The sequence below is a fragment of the Streptomyces sp. NPDC028305 genome, assembly GCF_055569495.1.
The window spans coordinates 1213152-1234821 of sequence record NZ_JBVHTN010000001.1 but is presented as its reverse complement, the minus strand read 5'-3'; the positions used below and the strand labels follow the sequence as shown (position 1 = coordinate 1234821).

Here is a 21670-nt window from a genome sequence, read left to right as displayed (position 1 = left end):
AAGGCTCCGCACCCATGAAGACCGTCAACCACTGGATCGGTGGCAAGCCCGTCGAGGGCGCGTCGGGAGACTTCGGCCCGGTCTACAACCCGGCGACCGGCGCGCAGGAGACCCGGGTGGCGTTCGCCTCCGTGGCGGAGGTGGACGCGGCCGTGGCCGCCGCCCAGGACGCGTTCGCGTCCTGGGGCACCGTCTCGCTGGCCAAGCGCACCGCGATCCTCTACAAGTACCGCGAGCTGCTGGACGCCCACCGCGACGAGATCGCCGGGCTGATCACCGCCGAGCACGGCAAGGTGCACTCCGACGCCCTGGGCGAGGTGGCCCGCGGCCTGGAGATCGTCGAGCTGGCGTGCTCCATCGCGGAGAAGCTGAAGGGTGAGCTGTCCACCCAGGTCTCCAGCGGGGTCGACGTCGCCTCGATCCGCCAGCCGCTCGGCGTGGTCGCCGGCATCACGCCGTTCAACTTCCCGGCCATGGTGCCGATGTGGATGTTCCCGGTGGCCATCGCCTGCGGCAACACCTTTGTGCTCAAGCCCAGCGAGAAGGACCCCTCGGCTTCCTGGCGGCTGGCCGAGCTGGCGGCCGAGGCGGGCCTGCCGGACGGCGTGCTCAACGTCGTCAACGGCGACAAGGTGGCCGTCGACCGGCTCCTTGAGCACCCGGACGTCGCCGCGGTCAGCTTCGTCGGCTCCACGCCGATCGCCCGGTACATCCAGGCGAAGGCCATCGAGCACGGCAAGCGGGTGCAGGCGCTCGGCGGCGCCAAGAACCACATGCTGGTGCTGCCCGACGCCGACCTGGACTTCGCCGCGGACAACGCCATCAACGCGGCGTACGGCTCGGCCGGCGAGCGCTGCATGGCCGTGTCGGTCGTGGTCGCGGTGGGCGACACGGGCGACGAGCTGGTGAAGAAGATCGCCGACCGCGCGGCCAGGCTCCGCATCGGCCCCGGCGACGACCCGGCCTCCGAGATGGGCCCGCTCATCACCAAGGAGCACCGCGACAAGGTCGCCTCCTATGTGCACGGCGCCGCCGCCCAGGGCGCCGAGGTCGTGGTGGACGGGACCGGCTACACGGTCGAGGGCCACGAGAACGGGTTCTTCATCGGCGTCTCGCTGCTGGACAAGGTGCCCACCACCGCCGACGCCTACCGTGACGAGATCTTCGGCCCGGTGCTGTGCGTGGTCCGCGCCGAGACGTACGACGAGGCCATCGAGCTGATCAACAGCTCGAAGTGGGGCAACGGCACGGCCATCTTCACCCGCGACGGCGGCGCCGCCCGCCGCTTCCAGCTGGAGGTGGAGGCGGGCATGGTCGGCATCAACGTGCCGATCCCGGTGCCCGTCGGCTACCACTCCTTCGGCGGCTGGAAGGATTCGCTCTTCGGCGACCAGCACATCTACGGCAACGACGGGGTGCGCTTCTACACCCGCGGCAAGGTCATCACCACCCGCTGGCCGGAGCCGTCGGAGGAGGTCGGGATCAACCTCGGCTTCCCGAAGAACCACTGACGGTATGTCAGTGAAGTCCCGGGTCGCGGCAGGTCCGCTCGCGGGCCCGATCTGATCGACCACCCGTTCGAGTGAAGCCCCCCGCCGGTGCGGAACCGGTGGGGGGTTTCGTGTGTATCAGAGAAGGGGATCCCAAACGGACATTCGCGCACGGGGGAACGGCGCGCAGAGGGACTTGGGGGCGATCGCGGTGCCGATGAGCGGGCGTCAGGTCGGGACGAGATTTCTGGAGGGGGAGGGCGCCGACGAGTTCATGGCGGCGTTCAAGCGGGCGGTGGTGCCGGCGGACCGGCGGGCCGCGGCGCGCGATGTGCTGCCGCCGGTGGTGCTGCTCGCCGAGGGTGGGGAGAGCGGCGAGGGTGACGGTGGGGGCGAGGATCCGGGCGGGCGGGCGCACCGGGCCATGCGCGGTCTGGAGCGGTGTCTGCGCCGCGAGCGGGGCGGCAAGCTGGTGCCGTACGCGGCGCTGGGGGCGGCCGAGGCGGCCCGCGCCGTGCGGGGCCGCCGTCCATTGACGCTGGCCGTCGGGCAGCGGCTGTGCGAGGACGTTCCGCCCAGGACCGGGCGGCTGCGCCTGCCGGACTTCCAGCTGATGCGCGATGTCGTCGAGTGCGCCCTGGAGCAGGGGCCCGGGGCTCAGTCGCTCACCGGCGAGCAGATGCGCGACCGTTGTTACGAGGGGCGTCGCAGACGAGGCCCGGTGCTGCGGGCGCTGTGGCAGCTGGGCGGCGGTGATCCGCCGACGGCGCAGAGCCCCGCACAGGGCCCCGGCTGGCTGGCGCTCGCGCTGGCCGCCGTCGCCCGCCCGGCGTTTCAGGTCTTACCGCGCTGGTGGTGGGCGCGCCGTTGCACCCGTCGGCTGCTGTGGTCGGGCACCACCGGCTGGTTCGCCGACTGGCGGGGGAGCGGTCATGGGAGGCGCTCCGAGGAGTTCTTCGAGAGCGCCGCGCAGCTGGTGGAGTTGCCCGCGCCGGAGGGTGAGCGACAGGACGAGAGCGAGGCGGGACACGGGCCGGAGGGGGAGGAGTGGCTCTCCACCGTTGAGCAGCTGCTGCTGCGCGCCCTGCTGGCGGATCTGAAGGCCACGGCCGGGCCCGGGCGGGTCTCGCCGTGGCGGCGTCGGAGAGCCACGCGCTTCACCGTGCTGTTGGAGCTGGGCGCTGATGGCGGAAGTGGCGATCCGGCGGCGCGCTTTCTGAGCGCGTACGGGACCGCGGCCGAGGAGCTGGAGTGCGCGGCCACCGTCGTGGTGGCCACGGGCCCGGCAGGGGTGGTGGTCCCGGGGGAGCGCTGCGCCCGGCTGTCGGACGCCGCCACGGCGCTGGACCACGCCACGGGGGCGCCGGAGGGCGGCCTCGAGCCCTTGCTGGCGCCGCTGGTGCCGCTGCCGCCCGGGGTCAGGTCGGGCACCGCGCCCCGTTCGGGCCCGGTCTCTCCGCGGGACTTCCGGATGGGCCCGGTCGCCGAGGCGGTGCTGGAGGGGGTGGCCCTGGTGGCGGTGCTGGGTGTGCTGGGGGCGTGGCTGATCCCCATGACGATGGGCGGCGAGGACGAGAGCTGTCTCGGCGGCGCGTCCGGTGGCCCCCTCTCGGGCCGGGCGGAGCTGGGCGCCACACCGCCCCGGCAGCAGTACGAGGCCGCGGCGCTCATGATCGAGGAGGAGAACAAGCGGGTCGACGAGGCGGTGCTGCGGCGCGGAGCCGAGGCCCGTACGGTCGTGCACATCGGCGCGGAGGTCGCCAAGGACCAGGAGGGCCAGCGGTACAACGGCGCCGTGCCGGAGCTGCGCGGCATCGCGCTGGCCCAGCGCGCGCTCAACGACGAGGCGCGGAACGACTCGCAGAAGGTATGGCTGCGCGTCCGGATGCTCAACGGGGGCGAGGGATACAAGGACGCCGAGCGCCGCGCGCGGCAGGTCGTCGAGGAGGCGGGGCGGAAGGGCTCCGGCATCATCGGCGTGGTGGCCTTCTCACAGAGCCTGAAGCAGACCCAGGCGGCCGTCCGTGAGCTGGGCCGGGCGAAGATTCCCATGGTGGGCACCACAGCCACGGCCGACGCGATGAACGTGAGCCCCTACTACCGCCGGGTGGCGCCGACCAACAGCCGCGAGGCGCGGATCGAGGCCGACTTCGCCCATCGGGGAAACATCATGGACGGCGGCTCGGGCGGGTGCTCGCCGGCCGAGGCGGCGGTGGTGGTCCAGGACCCCGCGGACCTGTACAGCAAGGAGATCGGAAACTTTTTCGCCGAGCAGTTCGGCGGGGACTGGTCCAAGCTGGAGTACTCGCCCGGCGGCCGGTCCGGCGGCGCCTCCGAGTCGGGCGCCCCGGGGTCGGGCGGCAACCGCGTCACGCACGAGGACAGCATCAAGGACGTGGCCGACGCGGTCTGCGAGCGGATCAAGGCCCAGCCCCGTACAGTCCTGTACTGGGCGTCCCGGGCGCGCGAGTTCACCGCGTTCCTCGATGTCTTCGGGGACGACACCTCCTGCGAGGGGCGGAAGCTCACGGTCCTGGGCGGCAATGAGCTGACCACCGCCGCCCTCTCCGGCGAGTACGAGGCCCGGCCCTGGCTGCGGCTCTACCACACGGCCCATGTGCTGCCCGCCGGGCATCCGCGCGGCAGCGACGTCACCCAGGAGTTCAACGCGGAGTACGCCGCGGCGTTCGGCGCCAAGGACCTGTGGCGCAACGACGGCCGGGCGGCGCTGGCCCATGACGCGATGCAGCTGATTGCCGCCGCGGCCAACGAGGCGTTTGCCAGCACCGGTGATGTGGAGCGGTCCAATGTGCAGATCAGCCTCGACAACGGCATCAGCAAGGAAGGAGCCAGCGGCTATCTGGACTTCGGGCGAGGCGCCAAGGTCTCGCGCGACAAGCCGCTGGTGATCCTGCATCACACGGCGAAGGGCTCCGAACCGGTCCTGTTCTGCGGCTCGTTCGCGCAGAACACTGGGCGGGTCGAACGCTGGGGGCCGAAGGGCGAGTTCGCCTGCCCGAAGGACGGCTGAACCCGCGATTCGGCTCTCGGCGTGCGCGGCGGGCGTTGGACAGCGGCTGTCTAGCCCTTGGCGTTGATGAGCTGGAAGCTGTATCCGGTGACCCGGACCCGCTTGCCCGAGGGCGGTACGACAGCCATGGTGAGCGACGAATCGGTGCGGGTCAGGAAGGTGGAGGTGCCCCTGCCGTCCAGGTAGACACCCGTGACCGTGGGCATGTTGTCGATCTGCATGACGGAGGTGCAGTTCATGCCATCGGCCTTCGGCCAGTTCAAGTAGTCGATGCCGAAACCGTAAAGAGCCACGGCGCCACCGTCGGCGGTCTTGAGCCCGTACACCGTGTCGTCCGCGGTGGGGGCGGCCTTGTACTTGCCGTTGACGCAGCCGTCGGGGAAGTCGGCGCGGTCCGCGTAGCTCTTCTTCCAGGCCTTCACGGCAGCGTTCTGCGTGAACGTGCTGTCCGCGCTCTTGCCGCCGGTCAGAAAGATGTCCTGGGACAGCCCATGCAGATCGGCGAGGGTGGTGCCGCCCACCTGGTCCGACTCCTTGAGTGCGGAGGCGAATCCGTCGCCGTCCAGCTGGATCTTCGGCAGTTTGGTCTTGCTGTCGAGGTTGCCGACGCCCACCGCCTTCCAGGCGGCACCCTCGTTGCCTTTCGTCTGTTTGAAGGCGATCAGCCGGCGGCGGCCCTCGTCGATGTTCGTGCCGGTGATCCGGGTGTCGACGAAGAAGACGCTCTCGGAGCCCTTGGGCGGAATGTAGAAGTGGGCGCCCTTGACCGGATAGTAGAAGGGGACTTTGTAGGAATCCTGTTCCTTCTTGGACAGAGTCTTGAATTGGGTGAAGGTCGCCTGGCTCTGCTGCCGCAGCGCGCCGTCCTCGATCTCGGCGATCTTCTTCGGATCCCGGGCGGCGTTGGCCTCGTTGTTGACCTTCGCGTAGTTGAGCAGGACTTTCTGTGCCGCCTTGAGGGAGATGACGCCGACCGCGGCCGACGGGGACGACGACGCGTCCTTGCCGCCCTTGTCGGAAGAGTCCGATCCACCGCCGGATCCGGAGCAGGCGGTGAGTACGACGGCGAGGGCGACTGCAGAGACAACCGTTCGCCCAGATCCGGATATGTGGTGGCGCATGTTTACGAGTCCCCTGAGGTGGTTCCAGGACGATGACCGCCACAGGCTAACGGACGGGTTTTCTCCGTTGAATGGGGAGGCCACCTGTCGGGACACCTGTTGGGCGCGCGGAGCCATCCGGCTCCGGCATCGAGTCGGGCCGCGGCCGTGCTGTTACACGCCTGTAGCGGAGCGGAGGAGCAACCATCCGATGTCCGTGAGGGTCTTTCTTGGTGTTCGACCGATCAATGGTCAGATGACCGCTCACCGATCGAAACAGCACTTCACGGGGGTATTTCTTATGCTTCGTACTCTGCGCCGCTCCGCGGCGCTCGCCGGGGGCTGCGCGGCCGCGCTCGGCCTCGGCCTCACTCTCGCGGCCGGCTCGCCCGCGGCCGCCTCCGCGCAGACCGACCCCAACAACCGCTACACCGCCGAGGAGATCCACCACTTCCTGGAGGGCTTCTACGGCAACCACGGCCCGACCGCCTGGGAGCGGAAGCACCTGGTCTCGGCACAGCTCAAGGAGAAGGCCGCCCAGAACCCGGACTTCGATGTGCTGCTGTGCGCGCAGAACACTCCGCGGGACATCGAGGTCGGGGAGGTCACCACGGCCCAGTCGGCGCGGGTGGGCTGGGCGACGATCACCACCACCTGGGGCGGCGAGCCGCGGACCGCGTCCTTCACGGCGTATGTGGACCTCGACGGCAGCAAGCCGATGAAGCTGCTGGACGTCTACTGCGGGGCGGAGGACTGAGTGATACGCCGACGCGGATCCGACGAAGCCATGCCGCGGGTGTGATGCGGCGGATGTGACGAACCAGTGCGGAACGGCTGGTTCAGCTCTGTGGATCAAAACCGTAGTCTCGGCGTATGACCTGGTCACACGCGCTGAAGGCGACCGCACGCGCCGGGCTTGCGATCGAGCGCACCCGGCTGGAACCGCTCGTCGCACTGCGCGGCGCGTGCGGGGTCGCCCTGGTCATCGGCCTGACCATGTGGCTCGGCTCGCCGACCCTCGCGGTCTCCTCCGCGTTCGGCGCCTTCTCCTCGGGGATCGCGACCTTCCAGCGCAGCTGGCGGCCGCGCCCCGCGCTCGCGCTGGCCGCCGCGGGCGGGCTGGCGGTGTCCACGTTCCTCGGCTATCTGGCCGCCGCCCACACCGTCACCTTCCTGATCATGGTCGCCGTCTGGACGCTGCTGACCGGCATGGCCTGGGCGGTCGGCCCGGTGTCCGGGCTGGTGTCCACCCAGATGGTCGCGGTGATGCTGGTGACCGTCACCCTCCCGACCTCGGTGCTCGGCGCGCTCCAGCACGCCGCCCTGATCGGGTTCGGCGGCGTGGTGCAGGCCGCGCTCATCGTGCTGTTCCCGGTCCGGCCGTGGGGGGTGCAGCGCGACGCCCTCGCGGACGCGCTCGCCGCGGTGGCCGACTACGCGCGCCGGCTGCGCTATGACCCGGTGGCGCCGTTCGACCCGCAGCCGCTGATGGAGGCCCGCAGCGCCGCCGCCCTGACGCCCCGCCAGGCCCGGCGGCGCCCGCGCCAGCTGCGCGGCTACCGGCTGCTCGCCGAGCGGATCCGGCCGGTGCTGGCCTCGCTCGCCGACCCGGTGGTGGGAGCCGCGCCCGAGGGCCCGGAGCGCGACCGGGCGCGCGCCCTGCTCGGCGCGACCGCCACCGTGCTGGACGCGGTGGCGCACGCCATCCGCTGGGGCAAGCCGGTGCGGCTGCCGCCCGACGCCATGGCGGTGCTGGAAGTGCCCCCGACCGGGCCGATGCTCAGCGGCGCAGGCCGCCGCGCCGCGCTCCGGCTGATGGCGCTGGTGGCCGATGTGGTGGAGTCCTCGGACGAGCCGGTCGAGGCGGTGACGGCCGAGGGCGCCAAGGACCGCCGGTATCTGCCCCGGCCCACCGTCCCCGGCATGGTGCCGGTGGCGCTGCGCGCCCTGCGGCGCGAGGCGCGTTGGTCCTCGCCCGTGCTGCGCCACGCGGTGCGGGTGTCCGTGGTCGCCTCCTGCGGCTATCTGCTGGGGGCCGCGCTGCCGTGGGGCCATGGCTACTGGGCGCCGCTCACCTCGGTGATGGTGCTGCGGCCCGACTTCGCCCAGACCTTCTCGCGCGGCGTCGCGCGCTTCACGGGCACCCTGGGGGGTGTGGTGATCGGTGGTGCGGTGATGGCGCTGGCCCACCCCGGTCCGTATGTGAGCGCGGCGCTGGCCGTGGTCTGCGCCGCGCTGCTGTACCTGCTGCTGCGCACGGGCTTCATCGTGGCCTCCGCGTGTGTGACCGCGTATGTCGTCTTCCTGCTGGGCATCGCGGGCGAGGGCTGGTCGCAGACGGTGGCGGCGCGGGTGGCACTGACCCTGCTGGGCGGGCTGCTGGCGATGGCCGCCTATGTGATCTTCCCCGCCTGGGAGACACCGCTGCTGCGGGACCGGCTGGCCGACTGGCTGGAGACGAACGGCCGTTACGCGGTGGCCGTCTTCGACGCCCATGCCCGCCCCGCCGACCGCCGCCCCCGCCAGGTGCGGGAGGCGCTGCTGGACGCCCGGGCGGCGCGGTCGGCCTGGGAGCGCAGCGAGGCGCGGGCGCATCAGGAGCCGGTGCGCCACCGCGGGCTGTCCCGTGGCGCGGCGCGGGCGGCGCAGACGGCGCTGTCCACCATGGGCCGGGTCACGATGCTGCTGGAGGCGCATCTGCCCGCCCGGGACGCGCCCGCGTCGAAGGAGGCCGCGGAGTTCGCGGCGGCGCTGCGGGAGTCGCTGCCGGATGCGGTCTCGGCCGTACGGGAGCGCCGGCCGCCCGAGTGGGGCCCGGTGCACGAGGCCCTGGAGCGGTGGCAGATACGGGAGGGGGAGCGGCAGGGGGTGGCGGTGCGCGGCGCCGAACTGCTGGTCGAGGCGCTGGACGATCTGCCGCAGGCCCTCGCGATCAAGCCCGGCCGGGGCGGGCACAGCCGCTAGTGCCCGGCATCGCGCCGTGACCTCAGGCGGCGCCGCCGGTGTCTTGCGCGGCGCCGCTGAAGAGGCGCGCCAGATGCAGCTCGAGCAGGTCCAGGGCCCCCCGCGGGCTGTCGTACTCCATCAGGGCGGCGGCGGAGAGCCCGTCCGTCAGCGCGATCAGCAGCGCCGCCTCGCGGTCGGGATCGCGGTCCGCGGACACTTCCCCCTGGGCGATGGCCGTCTTCAACTGGTCGGCGAAGAAGGCCCGCAGGGACGCGATGCCCTCCTGGGCGTGGGTGCGCAGCCGCTCGTCGTGGACGGCGCGCACGAAGTAGGAGATCTGCACCAGATAGCCGGTGCGGCTCGCCTCGTCCAGGGGCAGCATCTCCGCAAGCGTCTCGCGGAGGACGACCCGGGGGGTGGGGGCGCCCGGCAGTGCCTCGATGCGGGTGCGGATGCGGTGCTGGGCCAGCCGCTCGATATGGCCGAGCGCGAAGACGATCATGTCGTCCTTGCTGGTGAAGTAGTGCTGGAGCTGTCCGAGCGAGATGCCCGCCTCCGCGGCCACATCGCGCAGGCTCGCGCCGTCGAGGCCGCGCGCGGCGGCGATCCGCCACAGCGCCTCGGCGATCTGTCCGCGCCGTTCCTCATGGTCCACCCGCTTGGGCACCCCGGCCTCCCTTCCCACTTTCGCAAGTCAATCGTATTGCTATACCGTGGCGGGTGCGTGCCAATACAGTTGACTTGAAAAACCTCGGGGGAATCTCCCATGTCCGTCCCGCCCAGGCCCCGGCTCGGGGCGCCCACGCTCAGGGCGCCGCTCCACAGCGTCGACCCGCGCGCCCGCCGCTGGTGGACCACGCAGGCGCTGCTGATGGTGAGCGGGCCGATGCTGCTGACCGCCGCCGCCCTGCTCGTCCTCTCGCTGCTCTTCTTCCCCGGCGCACTGCCCTGGCTCGGCCCGCTGCTGCTGGTCACGCTGGTGCTGCCCGGGCTCGGATACGCATGGGCCATGCCCCGGTGGCGCTACCGCACACACGCCTGGGAGCTGGGGGAGCGCGCGGTCTACGCGGCGAGCGGCTGGCTGTGGCGCAAGCGGCGCATCGCCCCGCTGTCGCGGGTGCAGACCGTCGACACCGTGCGCGGCCCCCTCCAGCAGGCCTTCGGGCTGGCCACCGTCACCGTCACCACCGCCTCCACGGCGGGCGACGTACGCATCGCGGGGCTCTCCGACGCCGATGCGCGGGAGCTGGCGCGGCGCATCGGCGACGCGGCGCAGCTGGTGCCGGGTGATGCCGCGTGACCACCCACCTGACCGGCGCCGACTCGCCGGGCGCCGATCACCCGGGCACCGACTCGCCGAGCGCCGCGTGGCGCGCGCTGGACCCCCGCACCATCGCCGTCCACTGCGCCTGGATGGCGGCCCCGCTCGCCTCGCTCGCGCTCACCGCGCTGGCCACCGGCGGCCGGCTCGGCAGCCGGGCCTGGATCACGCTCGCCGCCATCGCCGTCTCCTTCGCCTGCGTCACCGTCACCGGGCTGATCAGCTGGTCGCGCACCCGCTACCGCGTCACCGCCGACTCCTTCGAGCTGCGCACCGGCCTGTTCACCCGCCGGCTGCGCGCCATACCGCTGCACCGGGTGCGCAACGTCGACCTGACGGCCAACCCCGTACAGCGGCTCTTCGGCCTCGTCGTGCTGCGCGCGGGCACCACGGGCGCGGGCGGCGGCCGTGAGCTCACCCTGGAAGCCCTCACCCGCCCCGCCGCCGAGCGGCTGCGCGCCGAACTGCTGGCCCGCGCGGGCACCGGCGACACCGCCGACGAGCCCGTCCTGTCCACCGGGGACCCGCGCTGGCTGCGCTACGCCCCGCTCACGTTCTGGGTGTTCGGAGGGGTGTTCGCGGCCGTGGGCGCGGTGTGGCGGGTTCTGGACGACCTCGGGGTGCAGCCGTGGCGCATCGGGCCCGTGCGCCGCGCCTTCGAGGACTTCGGCAACAGCGCCCTGTGGCTGACGATCCCGCTCGCGCTGCTGGCCGTGGCCGCCGTGGGCGGCGTCGGAGCGGTCGTGCTGTACGCCGAGAACTGGTGGCGGTACCGCCTGGAGTGGGCGGACGCGGGCACCCTGCGGGTCCGGCGCGGGCTGCTCACCACCCGCTCGGTCTCCATCGAGCGCGCCCGGCTGCGCGGTGCGGTGCTGCGCGAGCCGATGCTGCTGCGCGCGGGCGGCGGCGCGACCGTACGGGCCGTGGCGAGCGGCCTCGGCGACTGCGAGGAGAACCGCACCCGCTCCACGCTGCTGCCGCCCGCCCCGCGCCCCGAGGCCCTGCGGGTGCTGACCGGCGTGCTCGCGCGGCCCGCCGCGCCCGCTGAAACCTCTGTCGGTGAAGCCCTCTTCGACCGGCCCGAGCTGACCCGGCACCCGCGCGTCGCCCTGCGCCGCCGTGTCATGCGCGGCATGGTGTGGGTCGTGGTGCCGGTGACGGCCGCCCTCGCGGTGCTCGGGGCGCTGCTGACGCCCGTACTGCTCTACTGCGCCGGGGGCTTCCTCCTCGTCGCGACCCCCGTCGTGTACGCCCTGGCGCGCGACGCGTACCGCGCGCTCGGCCACGGGCTGGCGGGCGGTCACGACGGCCATCTGCTCATCCGCTCCGGCACCTTCAGCCGTGACACGGTGGCCCTGGACCGCCGGGCCGTGCTGGCCTGGACGTTCACCGACAGCCCGATGTCGCGGCGGGCCGGGGTCACCACGCTGACGGCGGCTGTCGCGGCGGGTGAGGACGGCTACCGCATCCCCGACATGGCGGCCGGGGAGGCGGCGGCGTTCGCGCACGAGGCGGCTCCGGGGATCCTCGACGAGTTCCTCGCGATGTGACACCCGGCAAAGACGCGGCACCCGGTAAATCCGTGGAAGCGGTCCGCCGGGGCTGCTACCGTGCTCGACCATGTCCAGCCCGGAGTCAGACAGACCGTAGCCACCGGCCCCGTCCGGTGGCAGTGACGCCGCCCCGCCGCACACCCCGCCCCTAAGGCCGTGCGGCGCTCCGTGGCGTGCCCCCGGTGGCCGGATCTCCGCATCACGGCAGCGGACGACTCCGACCGGACGTCGATTCCCTTTCTTTCGTCGCGCCTTGGCGCGTCATCGCGCATCGCGCATCGCGCATCGTGGCGAACTCTCCCGTCGGCGAACGCTGCCCGCTCGCAGTCCCATCGGATTCACTCGGGGAGTTCCCGTATGCCCTTTGCCGTCTACATGCTCGGGCTGGCCGTATTCGCCCAGAGCACTTCGGAGTTCATGCTGTCCGGCCTGGTGCCGGACATCGCCGCCGACCTCGGGGTGTCCATCCCGCAGGCCGGCTTTCTGACCTCGGCGTTCGCCATCGGCATGGTCGTCGGCGGGCCGCTGCTGGCGATGCTCACGCTGCGCTGGCCGCGGCGGACCGCGCTGGTGGCGTTCCTCGTGGTGTTCGCCGCCGTCCATGTCGTCGGGGCGCTCACCTCCGACTACGGCGTGCTGCTCGCGACGCGGATCGTCGGCGCGCTCGCCAACGCCGGTTTCTGGGCGGTGGCCGCCGGGGCCGCGGTCGGGATGGTCGAGCCCGGCGCCAAGGCCCGCGCGATGTCCGTGGTGATGGGCGGGGTCACGCTGGCCTGTGTGGCGGGTGTGCCCGGCGGTGCGGTGCTGGGGCAGCTGTGGGGCTGGCGGGCGGCGTTCTGGGCGGTGGCCGTGCTGTCCGCCGCGGGCGTGGCCGCCGTCCTGGCCTCGATCCCGGGCGGGCGCCCCGAGGCGCCCGCGGCCGGGCTGCGCGCCGAGCTGCGGTCGCTGATCGGCGGGCAGCTGCTGATCGCGTACGCCATGAACGCCCTGGTCCAGGGCGCGACCTTCTGCACCTTCACCTATCTCGCGCCGCTGCTGACCGACGTCAGCGGCTACGGCGCCGGGTGGGTGCCCGCGATGCTGGTGCTGTTCGGTGTGGGCGCGTTCATCGGCATCTCCGTCGGCGGCCGGATCGCCGACGCCCGGCCTCATCTGACGCTGCTGACCGGCATGGCCGCGCTCACCGTGGGCTGGGCCGTGCTGGCCCTGTCGGCGGGGGCCGCGGTGGCCGTGTTCGTGCTGGTCTTCGTGCAGGGCCTGCTCGCGTTCGGCATCGCGCCGGCGCTGACCTCGCGCACGTTCTACCTGGCCGACGGCGCCCCCACCCTCGCGGGCGGGTTCACCACGGCGGCGTTCAACGTCGGTAACACGGCGGGCCCGTGGTTCGGCGGGCTCGCCATCGACGCCGGTCTCGGGTTCCGTGCGCCGGTGTGGACCAGCGCGCTGATGATGGTCGTCGCGCTGGCCACGTTCGGCCTGGCCGCCGCCCTGCGCCGGCGCGAGGCGCGACGCGAGACCCCGGTGGTGGCGGCGGCCTGAGCCCGGCCGCCACCTCGCCCTGCTGACGGTACGAGGGCTCTCGTACCGTCAGCTCCGGCCGCCCCCGCCCTTGACGCTCGCCCGCAGGAACTCCCGGTTCATCATGGAGATGCTCTGGAGCGGGATCCCCTTGGGGCAGGCCACCGCGCACTCACCGGTGTTGGTGCAGCCGCCGAAGCCCTCCTCGTCCATCGCGCCGACCATGTCCAGCACCCGCGACTCGCGCTCCGGCTGCCCCTGCGGCAGCACGTTCAGGTGGACGACCTTGGCGGAGGTGAAGAGCATCGCCGAGCCGTTGGGGCAGGCCGCCACGCAGGCCCCGCAGCCGATGCACTCGGCGTGCTCGAAGGCCGTGTCGGCGACCGGCTTGGGCACCGGCGTGGCGTGGGCGTCCGGGGCGCTGCCGGTCGGGGCGGAGATGAACCCCCCGGAGCCGATGATCCGGTCGAAGGCCGAGCGGTCCACGACCAGGTCCTTGACCACGGGGAAGGCGGCGGCGCGCCACGGCTCGACGTCGATCGTGTCACCGTCGGAGAAGTGCCGCATGTGCAGCTGGCAGGTGGTGGTGCGCTCGGGGCCGTGCGCCTGGCCGTTGATGACCATGCCGCACGCGCCGCAGATGCCCTCGCGGCAGTCGTGGTCGAAGGCCACGGGCTCCTCGCCGCGCAGGATCAGCTCCTCGTTGAGCGTGTCCAGCATCTCCAGGAAAGACATCTCGGGCGATATGCCGTCGACTTCGTACGCGGTCATGGCGCCCGGCTCGTTCGGGCCGTGCTGGCGCCAGATCCGCAGGGTGAGCCTCATGCGTAACTCCGCTGCGTGGGGTGGACGTACTCGAAGACCAGGTCTTCGCGGTGCAGGACGGGGGCGCTGCCGGTGCCGGAGAACTCCCAGGCCGCGGCGTACGAGAAGGACTCGTCGTCACGGGCCGCCTCGCCGTCGGGCGTCTGGCTCTCCTCGCGGAAGTGGCCGCCGCACGACTCGGCGCGGTGCAGCGCGTCCAGGCACATCAGCTCGGCGAGCTCCAGGTAGTCGACGATGCGGTTGGCCTTCTCCAGCGACTGGTTGAGCTCCTCTCCGGTGCCCGGGACCTTGATCCGCCGCCAGAACTCCTCGCGGAGCGCCGGGATGCGGTCGAGCGCCTTGCGCAGCCCGGTCTCGGTGCGGGCCATGCCGCACTCGTCCCACAGCAGTTCGCCGAGCTCGCGGTGGAAGGAGTCGGGGGTGCGGTCCCCGTCGTTCTCCAGGAGGCGCCGCAGGCGGTCCGTCACCTCGGAGACCGCCTCGGTGACCGCCGGGTGGCCGGGGTCGACCTCGCCGTGCGGGTGCCGGGCCAGGTAGTCGTTGATGGTGGAGGGGAGGACGAAGTAGCCGTCGGCCAGCCCCTGCATCAGCGCGGAGGCGCCGAGCCGGTTGGCGCCGTGGTCGGAGAAGTTGGCCTCGCCGATCGCGAACAGGCCGGGCACGCTGGTCTGGAGGTCGTAGTCGACCCACAGGCCGCCCATCGTGTAGTGGATGGCGGGGTAGATGCGCATCGGCACCCGGTACGGGTCCTCGGCGGTGATCCGCTCGTACATCTCGAAGAGGTTGCCGTACTTCTCGGACACCGCCTTGCGGCCCATCCGGGCGATCGCGTCGGCGAAGTCCAGATAGACGCCCTGCCCGCCCGGGCCCACCCCGCGCCCCTCGTCGCACACGTTCTTCGCGGCGCGCGAGGCGATGTCGCGGGGCACCAGGTTGCCGAACGACGGGTAGATCCGCTCCAGGTAGTAGTCGCGCTCGTCCTCGGGGATCTCGGCGGGCGGGCGGGTGTCGCCCTTCGCCTTGGGCACCCAGATGCGGCCGTCGTTGCGCAGCGACTCGCTCATCAGGGTCAGCTTGGACTGGTGGTCGCCCGAGCGCGGGATGCAGGTGGGGTGGATCTGGGTGAAGCAGGGGTTGGCGAAGTACGCGCCGCGCCGGTGCGCCCGCCAGACGGCCGTGGCGTTGCTGTTCTTGGCGTTCGTGGACAGGTAGAAGACGTTGCCGTAGCCGCCGGAGGCCAGGACGACGGCGTCCGCGAAGTAGGTGGAGATCTCGCCGCTGATCAGGTCGCGGGCCACGATGCCGCGGGCCCGGCCGTCGATGACGATCAGGTCGAGCATCTCGGTGCGGGGGTGCATATCAATGTTATCGGCGGCGATCTGCCGGGTCAGCGCCTGGTACGCGCCGAGCAGCAGCTGCTGGCCGGTCTGGCCGCGGGCGTAGAAGGTGCGGGAGACCTGGACGCCGCCGAAGGAGCGGGTGTCCAGCAGACCGCCGTACTCGCGGGCGAAGGGCACGCCCTGGGCCACGCACTGGTCGATGATCTCCACCGAGACCTGGGCGAGGCGGTGCACATTGGACTCGCGGGCGCGGAAGTCGCCGCCCTTGACGGTGTCGTAGAACAGCCGGCGGATGGAGTCGCCGTCGTTGCGGTAGTTCTTGGCCGCGTTGATGCCGCCCTGGGCCGCGATCGAGTGGGCGCGCCTGGGCGAGTCCTGGTAGCAGAACTGCACCACGTGGTAGCCCTGTTCGGCGAGGGTCGCCCCGGCCGCGCCGCCCGCCAGGCCCGTGCCGACCACGATGACGGTGTACTTGCGGCGGTTGGCGGGGTTGACCAGCTTCGCCTCGAAGCGGCGGCGGTCCCAGCGCTCCTCGATGGGGCCGTCCGGGGCCTTGGTGTCGTTGATCGGCTCGCCGGTCGTGTACTCCGCATAGGTGCTCATGTCAGCTCACTACTCCGGTCATGACCCCGATGGGCGCGGCGACGAACCCGCCGGCCAGGACGACCGCCACGGCCGTCGAGGCGATCTTGAGCGCGCGGTCCCGGCCCGGGCGGCCCGCGCCGAGGGTCTGGACGGCGCTCCACAGGCCGTGCCGGATGTGCGCGCCGAGGGCCAGCATCGCCACGATGTAGATGGTGTTGCCGTACCAGGTGGAGAAGGTCGCCACCACGTTCTGGTACGGATGGCCGGGCTCGGCGCGCTCGTTCACCGTGAGCGTGGTCAGGTCCAGGATGTGCCACACGATGAACAGGCCGAGGATCACCCCGCCCCAGCGCATGGTGCGCGTGGCATAGCTGGCCTTCTGCCTGCGGCGCGCGTACTTCTGCGGCCGCGCGGCCAGGTCGCGGCGGCTGAGCTGGTACGCGGCCACGCCGTGCAGCACGACCGAGGCCACCAGCGCCACCCGGACCACCCACAGGAACCACTCGTAGTGCAGCGCGGGCTCGCCGATGGTGCGCAGCCAGTGCGCGTAGTGGTTGAACTCGCCGGGGCCGAAGAAGATCTTCAGATTGCCGAACATGTGGGCCGCCAGATAGGCGAGCATGATCAGCCCGGTGACGGCCATCACCGCTTTCTTGCCGACGGTCGAGCGCCACACGGAGCCGATGAGTGACGGGCTCCGCGCAGGCCTCCGCGGCGGTTCCGGCCGCTGTCGCGGCCCCTTCTGGGCGGGCCGCTCAGGGTCCGTCCGCGTCGCCAGTGCCATGTGACAAGACGCTAAGCAGGCTTTTGTGATTCGTCCAAGACATGGAATGGCTCGATTCCATAGACGGTAGCTATCATGGCTGGGTGAGACTCCAGCAGCTGCGCTATTTCGCCACCGTGGCCGATACCCGCCACTTCACGCGCGCGGCGGAGATCCTGCATGTCGCCCAGCCCTCGCTGTCCCAGCAGATCCGCACCCTGGAGCGGGAGCTGGGTGCCGAGCTGTTCCACCGCGCCCGCGGCAACATCGCCCTCACGGACGCGGGCGAGGCCCTGCTCCCGCTGGCCCGGCAGATCCTCGCCGACACCGAGACCGCGCGCCGCGAGGTGCAGGAGGTCGCCCAACTGCGGCGCGGCCGGGTGCGGCTCGGCGCCCCGCCGAGCCTGTGCGCCAGCCTCGTCCCGGATGTGCTGCGCCGCTTCCACGACGAGTTCCCGGGCATCGAGCTGATCGTGGACGAGGGCGGCTCGCAGGACCTGGTGCGCACCCTGGCCGCGGGCGAGCTGGACCTGGCGCTGATCATCACCCCGCTGGCCGGGCAGGCCCCGGCGCTGGCCACCACCGAGTTGCTGCGCGAGGAGCTGGTCGTGGCCTCCTCGCCCGCGTCCCCGCCGCCCGTGCGGCGCCGCCACATTCGCGTCGAGGATCTGCGGGACCAGCCGCTTGTGATGTTCCGGCGCGGCTATGACCTGCGGGAGTTCACCACCTCGGCCTGCCGGGCGGCCGGCTTCGAGCCCTCGTTCTCGGTCGAGGGCGGGGAGATGGACGCGGTGCTCGGCTTCGTACGGGCCGGGCTGGGGATCGCCGTGATCCCGGGGATGGTGGCCGCCAGATCCGGGCTGCGGGCCACGCCCTTCGCGGACCACGGCATGCAGCGCACCATCTCGGTCGCGCACCGCAAGGACGTCGCGCCGCCGCGCGCGGCGCGGGAGCTGCGCCGGGTGCTGCTGGAGCATCTGCGCTCGGCGAGGGCGGGGGAGGAGCTGACCCCGGGCACCAGGCTGCTGCCGCCTGTGCCCGACTCCGCTTCCGGCTGAGCTGCTTCCGGCTGGGCTGCTTTCGCCTGGGCCGCTTCTAGTCGGGCTGCTTCCGGCTGGGCTGGTTCCGGCTGGGCTCCTTCCGGTTGGGCGGCGCTCAGCCCCAGATGGCTCGGGCCAGCGCCACACCGCCGAAGGCGGCGCCGAGCCCGGCCGCCACACTTGCCGCGACATTCGCGACCGCAAAGAGCCGGGCGCCGTCCTCGGCCAGCCGCAGCGTCTCGTACGAGAACGTGGAGTACGTCGTCAGCGCCCCGCACAGCCCGGTGCCCAGCAGCAGCTGGAGGTGCGAGGAGGCGGCCCCGGCAGCGGCGGCGCCGGTCAGCAGGCCCAGCACCAGACAGCCCGAGACATTGACCACGAAGGTGCCCCAGGGGAACACCGAATCGTGCCTGGCCTGCACCGCCCGGTCGGTCAGATAGCGCAGCGGCGCCCCCACCATGGCGCCGGCCACCACCAGCAGCCAGTTCACCGGGCCTCCTCCTCGTGGCCGCTTCCGCCCTCGTCGTCTCCGTCGCGGCCCGGGAAGCGAAGCACCTCGACCGGGTCGAGGGCGACGAGCCCCTCGCCGACGATCTCCTCCAACTCGGGCAGAAAGGCCCGCACCCGCTCCTCCGTATCCACGATCACAATCGCGACGGGCAAATCCTCGCTCAGCGACAGCAGCCGCGAGGTGTGGACGACCGACGTCCCGCCGAACCCCTCGACCCCGCGGAAGACGCTCGCGCCCGCGAGCCCCGCGCGGTGGGCGCGGTGCACGATCTCCGCGAACAGGGGCCTGTGGTGCCAGGTGTCGCACTCGCCGACGAAGGCGGTCAGCCGCAGGCCGTTCATCACGTCCCCCCGCCGCTCTCGCCGCGCGCCGCGAACGCCCCGACGGTGCGCCGCGTCGCCGCCACCGCCGCCCACACCGCCGCCAGCGCCGCCAGCGGGGTGGCCGCCAGATAGGCCAGCCCGGTGGCCGGATGGCCCCCGTCGATCAGGCGCTCGAAGTCGACGGTGTAGGTCGAGAAGGTGGTGAACCCGCCCAGCACCCCGGTGCCGAAGAACGGCCGCACCAGCCGGTGGGCGGCCCACACCTCGGTGATCAGCGCCAGGAACACGCCGATGAGCGCACAGCCGACGGCGTTGATCGCGAACGTCGTCCAGGGGAACCCGCCCGTCTTGGTCGGCCACAGCAGCGACGCCCCGTACCGCGCGACCGCCCCGGCGGCGCCGCCCACCGCCACCACGCAGACCACCGGGCCCTGCCCGCGCCAGGTGCCGCGGCGGGCGTGCGGGGCGGAGCCGGCACCGGGGTTGGTGACGCCCTCGACCAGTGGAGACCGTGAGCTGCCCATGACCTCAGACTACGGGGCGCCCACCCGGTGCCCCACGGCGCTCCCGGCCACGCCCCAGGCCCGCTCCGGCCCACGGGCGTGCCTGCGGGCGTGCCTGCGGACGTACCCGCTGACGCGCCCGGAACGCGCGCCTCCGCGCCCCCGTACCGCCACGGCGTTACGTTGCCCCGGTGGCGCAGGCGAATGCGGGTTTCTCGGGTATTCCAGGGAAAATGCGGGCATGGGTGGTGCGGACCCCGGGTCGGCTCGACCGGGTGGAGCTGCCGGTTCCGCAACCCGCCGAGGACGAGCTGCTGGTGCGGGTCCGGGCCTGCGGGGTGTGCCGCACCGATCTGCATGTCCGCGACGGCGATCTGCCGCCGCACAAGACCCCGGTCGTCCCCGGCCATGAGGTGGTCGGGGAGGTGGTCGCGGCGGGCCCGGCGGCGGAGGGGCCCCCGCTCGGGGCGCGGGTCGGGATCCCCTGGCTGCGCCGGACCTGCGGCCGGTGCCGCTACTGCCTGCGGGGCCGGGAGAACCTGTGCCCGTCCTCCGAGTACACCGGCTGGGACGCGGACGGCGGCTACGCCGAGTACGCCACGGTCCCCGCCTCGTACGCGTACGAGCTGCCCGGCGGCTACGCGGACCAGGAGCTCTCCCCGCTGCTGTGCGCCGGGATCATCGGCTATCGCGCGCTGCGCCGCGCCGAGCTGCCGCCGGGCGGCCGGCTCGGGATCTACGGCTTCGGCGGGTCCGCGCATCTCACCGCCCAGGTCGCGATCGGCCGCGGCGCCGTGGTCCATGTGCTGACCCGGTCGGCGGCGGCGCGCGCGCTCGCGCTGGAGCTCGGCGCGGCATCGGCGGGCGACGCGTACGGGCGGCCGCCGGAGCCGCTGGACGCGGCGATCCTCTTCGCCCCGGTGGGGGATCTGGTGCCGGTGGCCCTGGAGGCGCTGGACGGCGGCGGCACCCTGAGCGTCGCCGGGATCTACCTCTCCGACATCCCGCCCCTGGAGTACGAGCGCCATCTCTTCCACGAGCGCACCCTGCGCAGCGTCACGGCGAACACCCGGGAGGACGGGCGGGAGTTTCTGAACGCGGCGGCCGCCCATCGGCTCCGGGTCACCGTGACGCCGTATCCGTTCGAGCGGGCGGACGCCGCGCTGGACGACCTGGCGGCCGACCGGGTGCACGGGGTCGCGGTGCTGACGATGGATCGGGAGGCACCGTCCTGATCCCTTTGCTTTCAAAGTAAAGCCTTTTGTTCGAGTCGATAGGGCTCAAGGACTCCCATGTACCTGAATAAGCACGTCATCGAAGAATTCCGGGCGAACAACGGAAAAGTGGGCGGCATGTTCGAAGGCGCCTCCCTGATCCTGCTGAACACGACCGGCGCCAGGACCGGCAGGCCGCATACGACCCCCACCGTGTATCTGCGCGACGGGAACCGCTATCTGGTCTTCGGCTCCAACGCCGGCGGCCCCCGGCACCCGCACTGGTACCACAACCTGCTGGCCAATCCGCATCTCACCGTCGAACTCGGCACCGAGGACGGGGCCGTCAAGCCGTTCGCGGCGCGGGCGGTGCCGCTGGAGGGCGAGGAGCGCGACCGCTACTGGGAGCTCCAGTGCTCGCGCGACCCGGGCTTCCGCGCCTACGCGGAGCAGACCGAGCGGACGGTACCGGTCGTCGCCCTCCACTTCCTGGACCTCGGCGCGAACAACCCGGAGCGCAACCGGATGATCGGCCGGCAGCTGGTCCAGCACCACAGCGAGCTGCGCGCCGAGCTGCGCCGCGTCCGTGCCGAGATCGACCGGGTGCTCGCCAGGAAGCACCCGGCGGATCTCCCGGAGCCGGAGGACCGGCCCGGGGCCGACCTCGCGAGCCAACTGCGGCGGCACTGCCTGACCTTCTGCTACGCGCTCCAGACACACCACACCCGGGAGGACGGCTCGTTCACCGCCTTCGAGAAGCAGTTCCCGCACCTCGCCCCGGCCATCGCCCGGCTGCGGCGCGAACACGAGGCGGTGGAGCGCGGCCTGGCGGAATTCGAGGCGCTGGTGAACGGGGACGGCGGGGAACTGCCCGCCGATCCCGCCGACGCGGAGAAGCTCCGCGCCGAGCTGGACCGGGTGGTCGCGGGCCTGGAGGAGCACTTCGCCTACGAGGAGCAGCACCTGCTGCCCGCTCTGGAGGCGCCCCTTCGGTAAACGCCCCTGTCGCCCGGCGGCGGCGCGCCCCGGGATAGCTTTGCCGTGAAGGTGACGGCACGAAGCCAGCTGCGAGGGGGCCGGGAGGCATGTCGAAGGAGCACGAGCCGGGGTCCGGCCCGGAGGCCGCCCTGAGTACGGATCAGGCGATCCGGGCCATGCTGCTGGTGATGCCGCGCGTCGCCGCCCGGCTCAAGCGCACCAGGATCCCCGAGCGGCTGCGCTCCTTCAACCTGGCCCCCCGGCATCTGTCGCTGCTCTCCTACCTGCTGTTCGACGGCCCGATGCCGGTCAACGAGCTGGCCGCCCGGCTCGAGGTCGCCCCCACCACGGTCAGCCTGATGGTCGGCGACCTCAGCCGGCAGGGGGTCCTGGAGCGCCGCACCGACCCCGCCGACCGCAGGCGCACCATCGTCACCATCACGGAGGACGCGGAGACCCGCTCGGCCATCGAGGCCTGGCTCGCCCACGGCGCGAACGCCTGGCGCCGGGCCTTCGAACAGCTCACCCCCGACCAGCGCGCCATGTTCGTCCGGACCATCGAGACGTACGAGCGCGAGGTCTCCGGCTCCGCGGACTGAGCGCGCCCGCACCGCTTCCCCGGCCTGGCG

The 21670-nt window shown here is 72.4% G+C and carries 19 protein-coding genes; 11 read left to right on the top strand and 8 right to left on the bottom strand.

The features are described 5' to 3' along the window. Nucleotides 1-14 precede the first annotated feature (14 nt). Together ACZ4WQ_RS05710 and ACZ4WQ_RS05705 are read left to right on the top strand one after the other, a co-directional pair. Nucleotides 15-1511: a CoA-acylating methylmalonate-semialdehyde dehydrogenase gene (locus ACZ4WQ_RS05710; RefSeq protein ID WP_361182742.1), complete on the top strand. Its 1497-nt coding sequence runs from the start codon at nucleotides 15-17 to the stop codon at nucleotides 1509-1511. Nucleotides 1512-1707: 196 nt separating this feature from the next. Beyond that, nucleotides 1708-4521 (top strand): hypothetical protein, encoded by a 2814-nt coding sequence (locus tag ACZ4WQ_RS05705; protein ID WP_398369282.1) that lies wholly within the window; start codon nucleotides 1708-1710, stop codon nucleotides 4519-4521. Nucleotides 4522-4571: 50 nt separating this feature from the next. Here ACZ4WQ_RS05705 and ACZ4WQ_RS05700 read toward each other — a convergent pair whose 3' ends face one another. Continuing rightward, nucleotides 4572-5642 carry a DUF8094 domain-containing protein gene (locus ACZ4WQ_RS05700; protein WP_398369284.1) on the bottom strand — a complete coding sequence of 357 codons (1071 nt, stop codon included), beginning with the start codon at nucleotides 5640-5642 and terminating at the stop codon, nucleotides 4572-4574. Between the two features lie 280 nt (nucleotides 5643-5922). Here ACZ4WQ_RS05700 and ACZ4WQ_RS05695 point away from each other — a divergent pair, with 280 nt between their 5' ends. Further along, complete coding sequence (locus ACZ4WQ_RS05695) at nucleotides 5923-6378, top strand: hypothetical protein (RefSeq protein ID WP_398369286.1); 456 nt, start codon at nucleotides 5923-5925, stop codon at nucleotides 6376-6378. 116 nt (nucleotides 6379-6494) lie between these two features. Beyond that, nucleotides 6495-8585: an FUSC family protein gene (locus tag ACZ4WQ_RS05690; protein WP_311729612.1), complete on the top strand. Its 2091-nt coding sequence runs from the start codon at nucleotides 6495-6497 to the stop codon at nucleotides 8583-8585. 22 nt (nucleotides 8586-8607) lie between these two features. On the opposite strand, the gene ACZ4WQ_RS05685 is transcribed toward ACZ4WQ_RS05690, so the two are convergent. After that, nucleotides 8608-9234 carry a TetR/AcrR family transcriptional regulator gene (locus ACZ4WQ_RS05685; protein WP_398369289.1) on the bottom strand — a complete coding sequence of 209 codons (627 nt, stop codon included), beginning with the start codon at nucleotides 9232-9234 and terminating at the stop codon, nucleotides 8608-8610. A 99-nt stretch (nucleotides 9235-9333) separates the two neighbouring features. On the opposite strand from ACZ4WQ_RS05685, the gene ACZ4WQ_RS05680 reads away from it, so the two are divergent. From ACZ4WQ_RS05680 to ACZ4WQ_RS05670, 3 genes are all read left to right on the top strand, one after another. Continuing rightward, nucleotides 9334-9867, top strand: a complete 534-nt coding sequence (locus tag ACZ4WQ_RS05680) for a PH domain-containing protein (RefSeq protein WP_358845456.1) — start codon at nucleotides 9334-9336, stop codon at nucleotides 9865-9867. Beyond that, complete coding sequence (locus ACZ4WQ_RS05675) at nucleotides 9864-11438, top strand: PH domain-containing protein (RefSeq protein ID WP_398369291.1); 1575 nt, start codon at nucleotides 9864-9866, stop codon at nucleotides 11436-11438. The genes ACZ4WQ_RS05680 and ACZ4WQ_RS05675 overlap by 4 nt, the downstream gene beginning before the upstream one ends. Nucleotides 11439-11798: 360 nt before the next feature. Then, nucleotides 11799-12980, top strand: a complete 1182-nt coding sequence (locus ACZ4WQ_RS05670) for a Cmx/CmrA family chloramphenicol efflux MFS transporter (protein WP_358845454.1) — start codon at nucleotides 11799-11801, stop codon at nucleotides 12978-12980. A gap of 48 nt (nucleotides 12981-13028) precedes the next feature. On the opposite strand, the gene ACZ4WQ_RS05665 is transcribed toward ACZ4WQ_RS05670, so the two are convergent. Genes ACZ4WQ_RS05665 through ACZ4WQ_RS05655 form a run of 3 tightly spaced genes read right to left on the bottom strand, consistent with a single transcriptional unit; the run spans nucleotide 13029 to nucleotide 16493 of the window. Beyond that, nucleotides 13029-13784, bottom strand: coding sequence for a succinate dehydrogenase/fumarate reductase iron-sulfur subunit (locus ACZ4WQ_RS05665; protein WP_311722370.1), 756 nt, complete (start codon nucleotides 13782-13784; stop codon nucleotides 13029-13031). Continuing rightward, entirely contained in the window at nucleotides 13781-15727 is a 1947-nt protein-coding gene (locus ACZ4WQ_RS05660; protein WP_385340799.1) for a fumarate reductase/succinate dehydrogenase flavoprotein subunit, read from the bottom strand. The genes ACZ4WQ_RS05665 and ACZ4WQ_RS05660 overlap by 4 nt, the downstream gene beginning before the upstream one ends. Nucleotide 15728: 1 nt before the next feature. Continuing rightward, on the bottom strand, nucleotides 15729-16493 hold the full coding sequence (locus ACZ4WQ_RS05655; RefSeq protein WP_311722372.1) for a succinate dehydrogenase cytochrome b subunit: 765 nt from the start codon (nucleotides 16491-16493) through the stop codon (nucleotides 15729-15731). Between the two features lie 83 nt (nucleotides 16494-16576). Between ACZ4WQ_RS05655 and ACZ4WQ_RS05650 the strand changes: the two genes are divergently transcribed. Further along, the gene (locus tag ACZ4WQ_RS05650; protein WP_311722373.1) at nucleotides 16577-17530 is read left to right on the top strand and encodes a LysR family transcriptional regulator; all 954 of its coding nucleotides are present in this window, start codon (nucleotides 16577-16579) and stop codon (nucleotides 17528-17530) included. A 97-nt stretch (nucleotides 17531-17627) separates the two neighbouring features. Here the strand turns inward: ACZ4WQ_RS05650 and crcB are convergent, their stop codons facing one another. From crcB to ACZ4WQ_RS05635, 3 genes are read right to left on the bottom strand one after another with little or no spacing between them, the layout of a single operon-like run. Continuing rightward, complete coding sequence (crcB, locus tag ACZ4WQ_RS05645) at nucleotides 17628-18002, bottom strand: fluoride efflux transporter CrcB (RefSeq protein ID WP_311722374.1); 375 nt, start codon at nucleotides 18000-18002, stop codon at nucleotides 17628-17630. Next, on the bottom strand, nucleotides 17999-18364 hold the full coding sequence (locus tag ACZ4WQ_RS05640) for a DUF190 domain-containing protein (protein WP_311722375.1): 366 nt from the start codon (nucleotides 18362-18364) through the stop codon (nucleotides 17999-18001). Before ACZ4WQ_RS05640 ends, crcB begins: the two co-directional genes overlap by 4 nt. Next, nucleotides 18364-18870: a fluoride efflux transporter FluC gene (locus ACZ4WQ_RS05635; protein ID WP_311722376.1), complete on the bottom strand. Its 507-nt coding sequence runs from the start codon at nucleotides 18868-18870 to the stop codon at nucleotides 18364-18366. The genes ACZ4WQ_RS05640 and ACZ4WQ_RS05635 overlap by 1 nt, the downstream gene beginning before the upstream one ends. A gap of 212 nt (nucleotides 18871-19082) precedes the next feature. On the opposite strand from ACZ4WQ_RS05635, the gene ACZ4WQ_RS05630 reads away from it, so the two are divergent. The 3 genes from ACZ4WQ_RS05630 to ACZ4WQ_RS05620 all read left to right on the top strand — a co-directional run bounded on the left by ACZ4WQ_RS05630 (nucleotide 19083) and on the right by ACZ4WQ_RS05620 (nucleotide 21640). Further along, entirely contained in the window at nucleotides 19083-20084 is a 1002-nt protein-coding gene (locus ACZ4WQ_RS05630; protein WP_398369296.1) for a zinc-binding alcohol dehydrogenase family protein, read from the top strand. Nucleotides 20085-20141: 57 nt separating this feature from the next. Beyond that, the gene (locus ACZ4WQ_RS05625) at nucleotides 20142-21059 is read left to right on the top strand and encodes a nitroreductase/quinone reductase family protein (RefSeq protein WP_398369298.1); all 918 of its coding nucleotides are present in this window, start codon (nucleotides 20142-20144) and stop codon (nucleotides 21057-21059) included. An 89-nt stretch (nucleotides 21060-21148) separates the two neighbouring features. Further along, nucleotides 21149-21640 (top strand): MarR family winged helix-turn-helix transcriptional regulator, encoded by a 492-nt coding sequence (locus tag ACZ4WQ_RS05620; protein ID WP_398369300.1) that lies wholly within the window; start codon nucleotides 21149-21151, stop codon nucleotides 21638-21640. The last annotated feature ends 30 nt before the right edge of the window (nucleotides 21641-21670 follow it).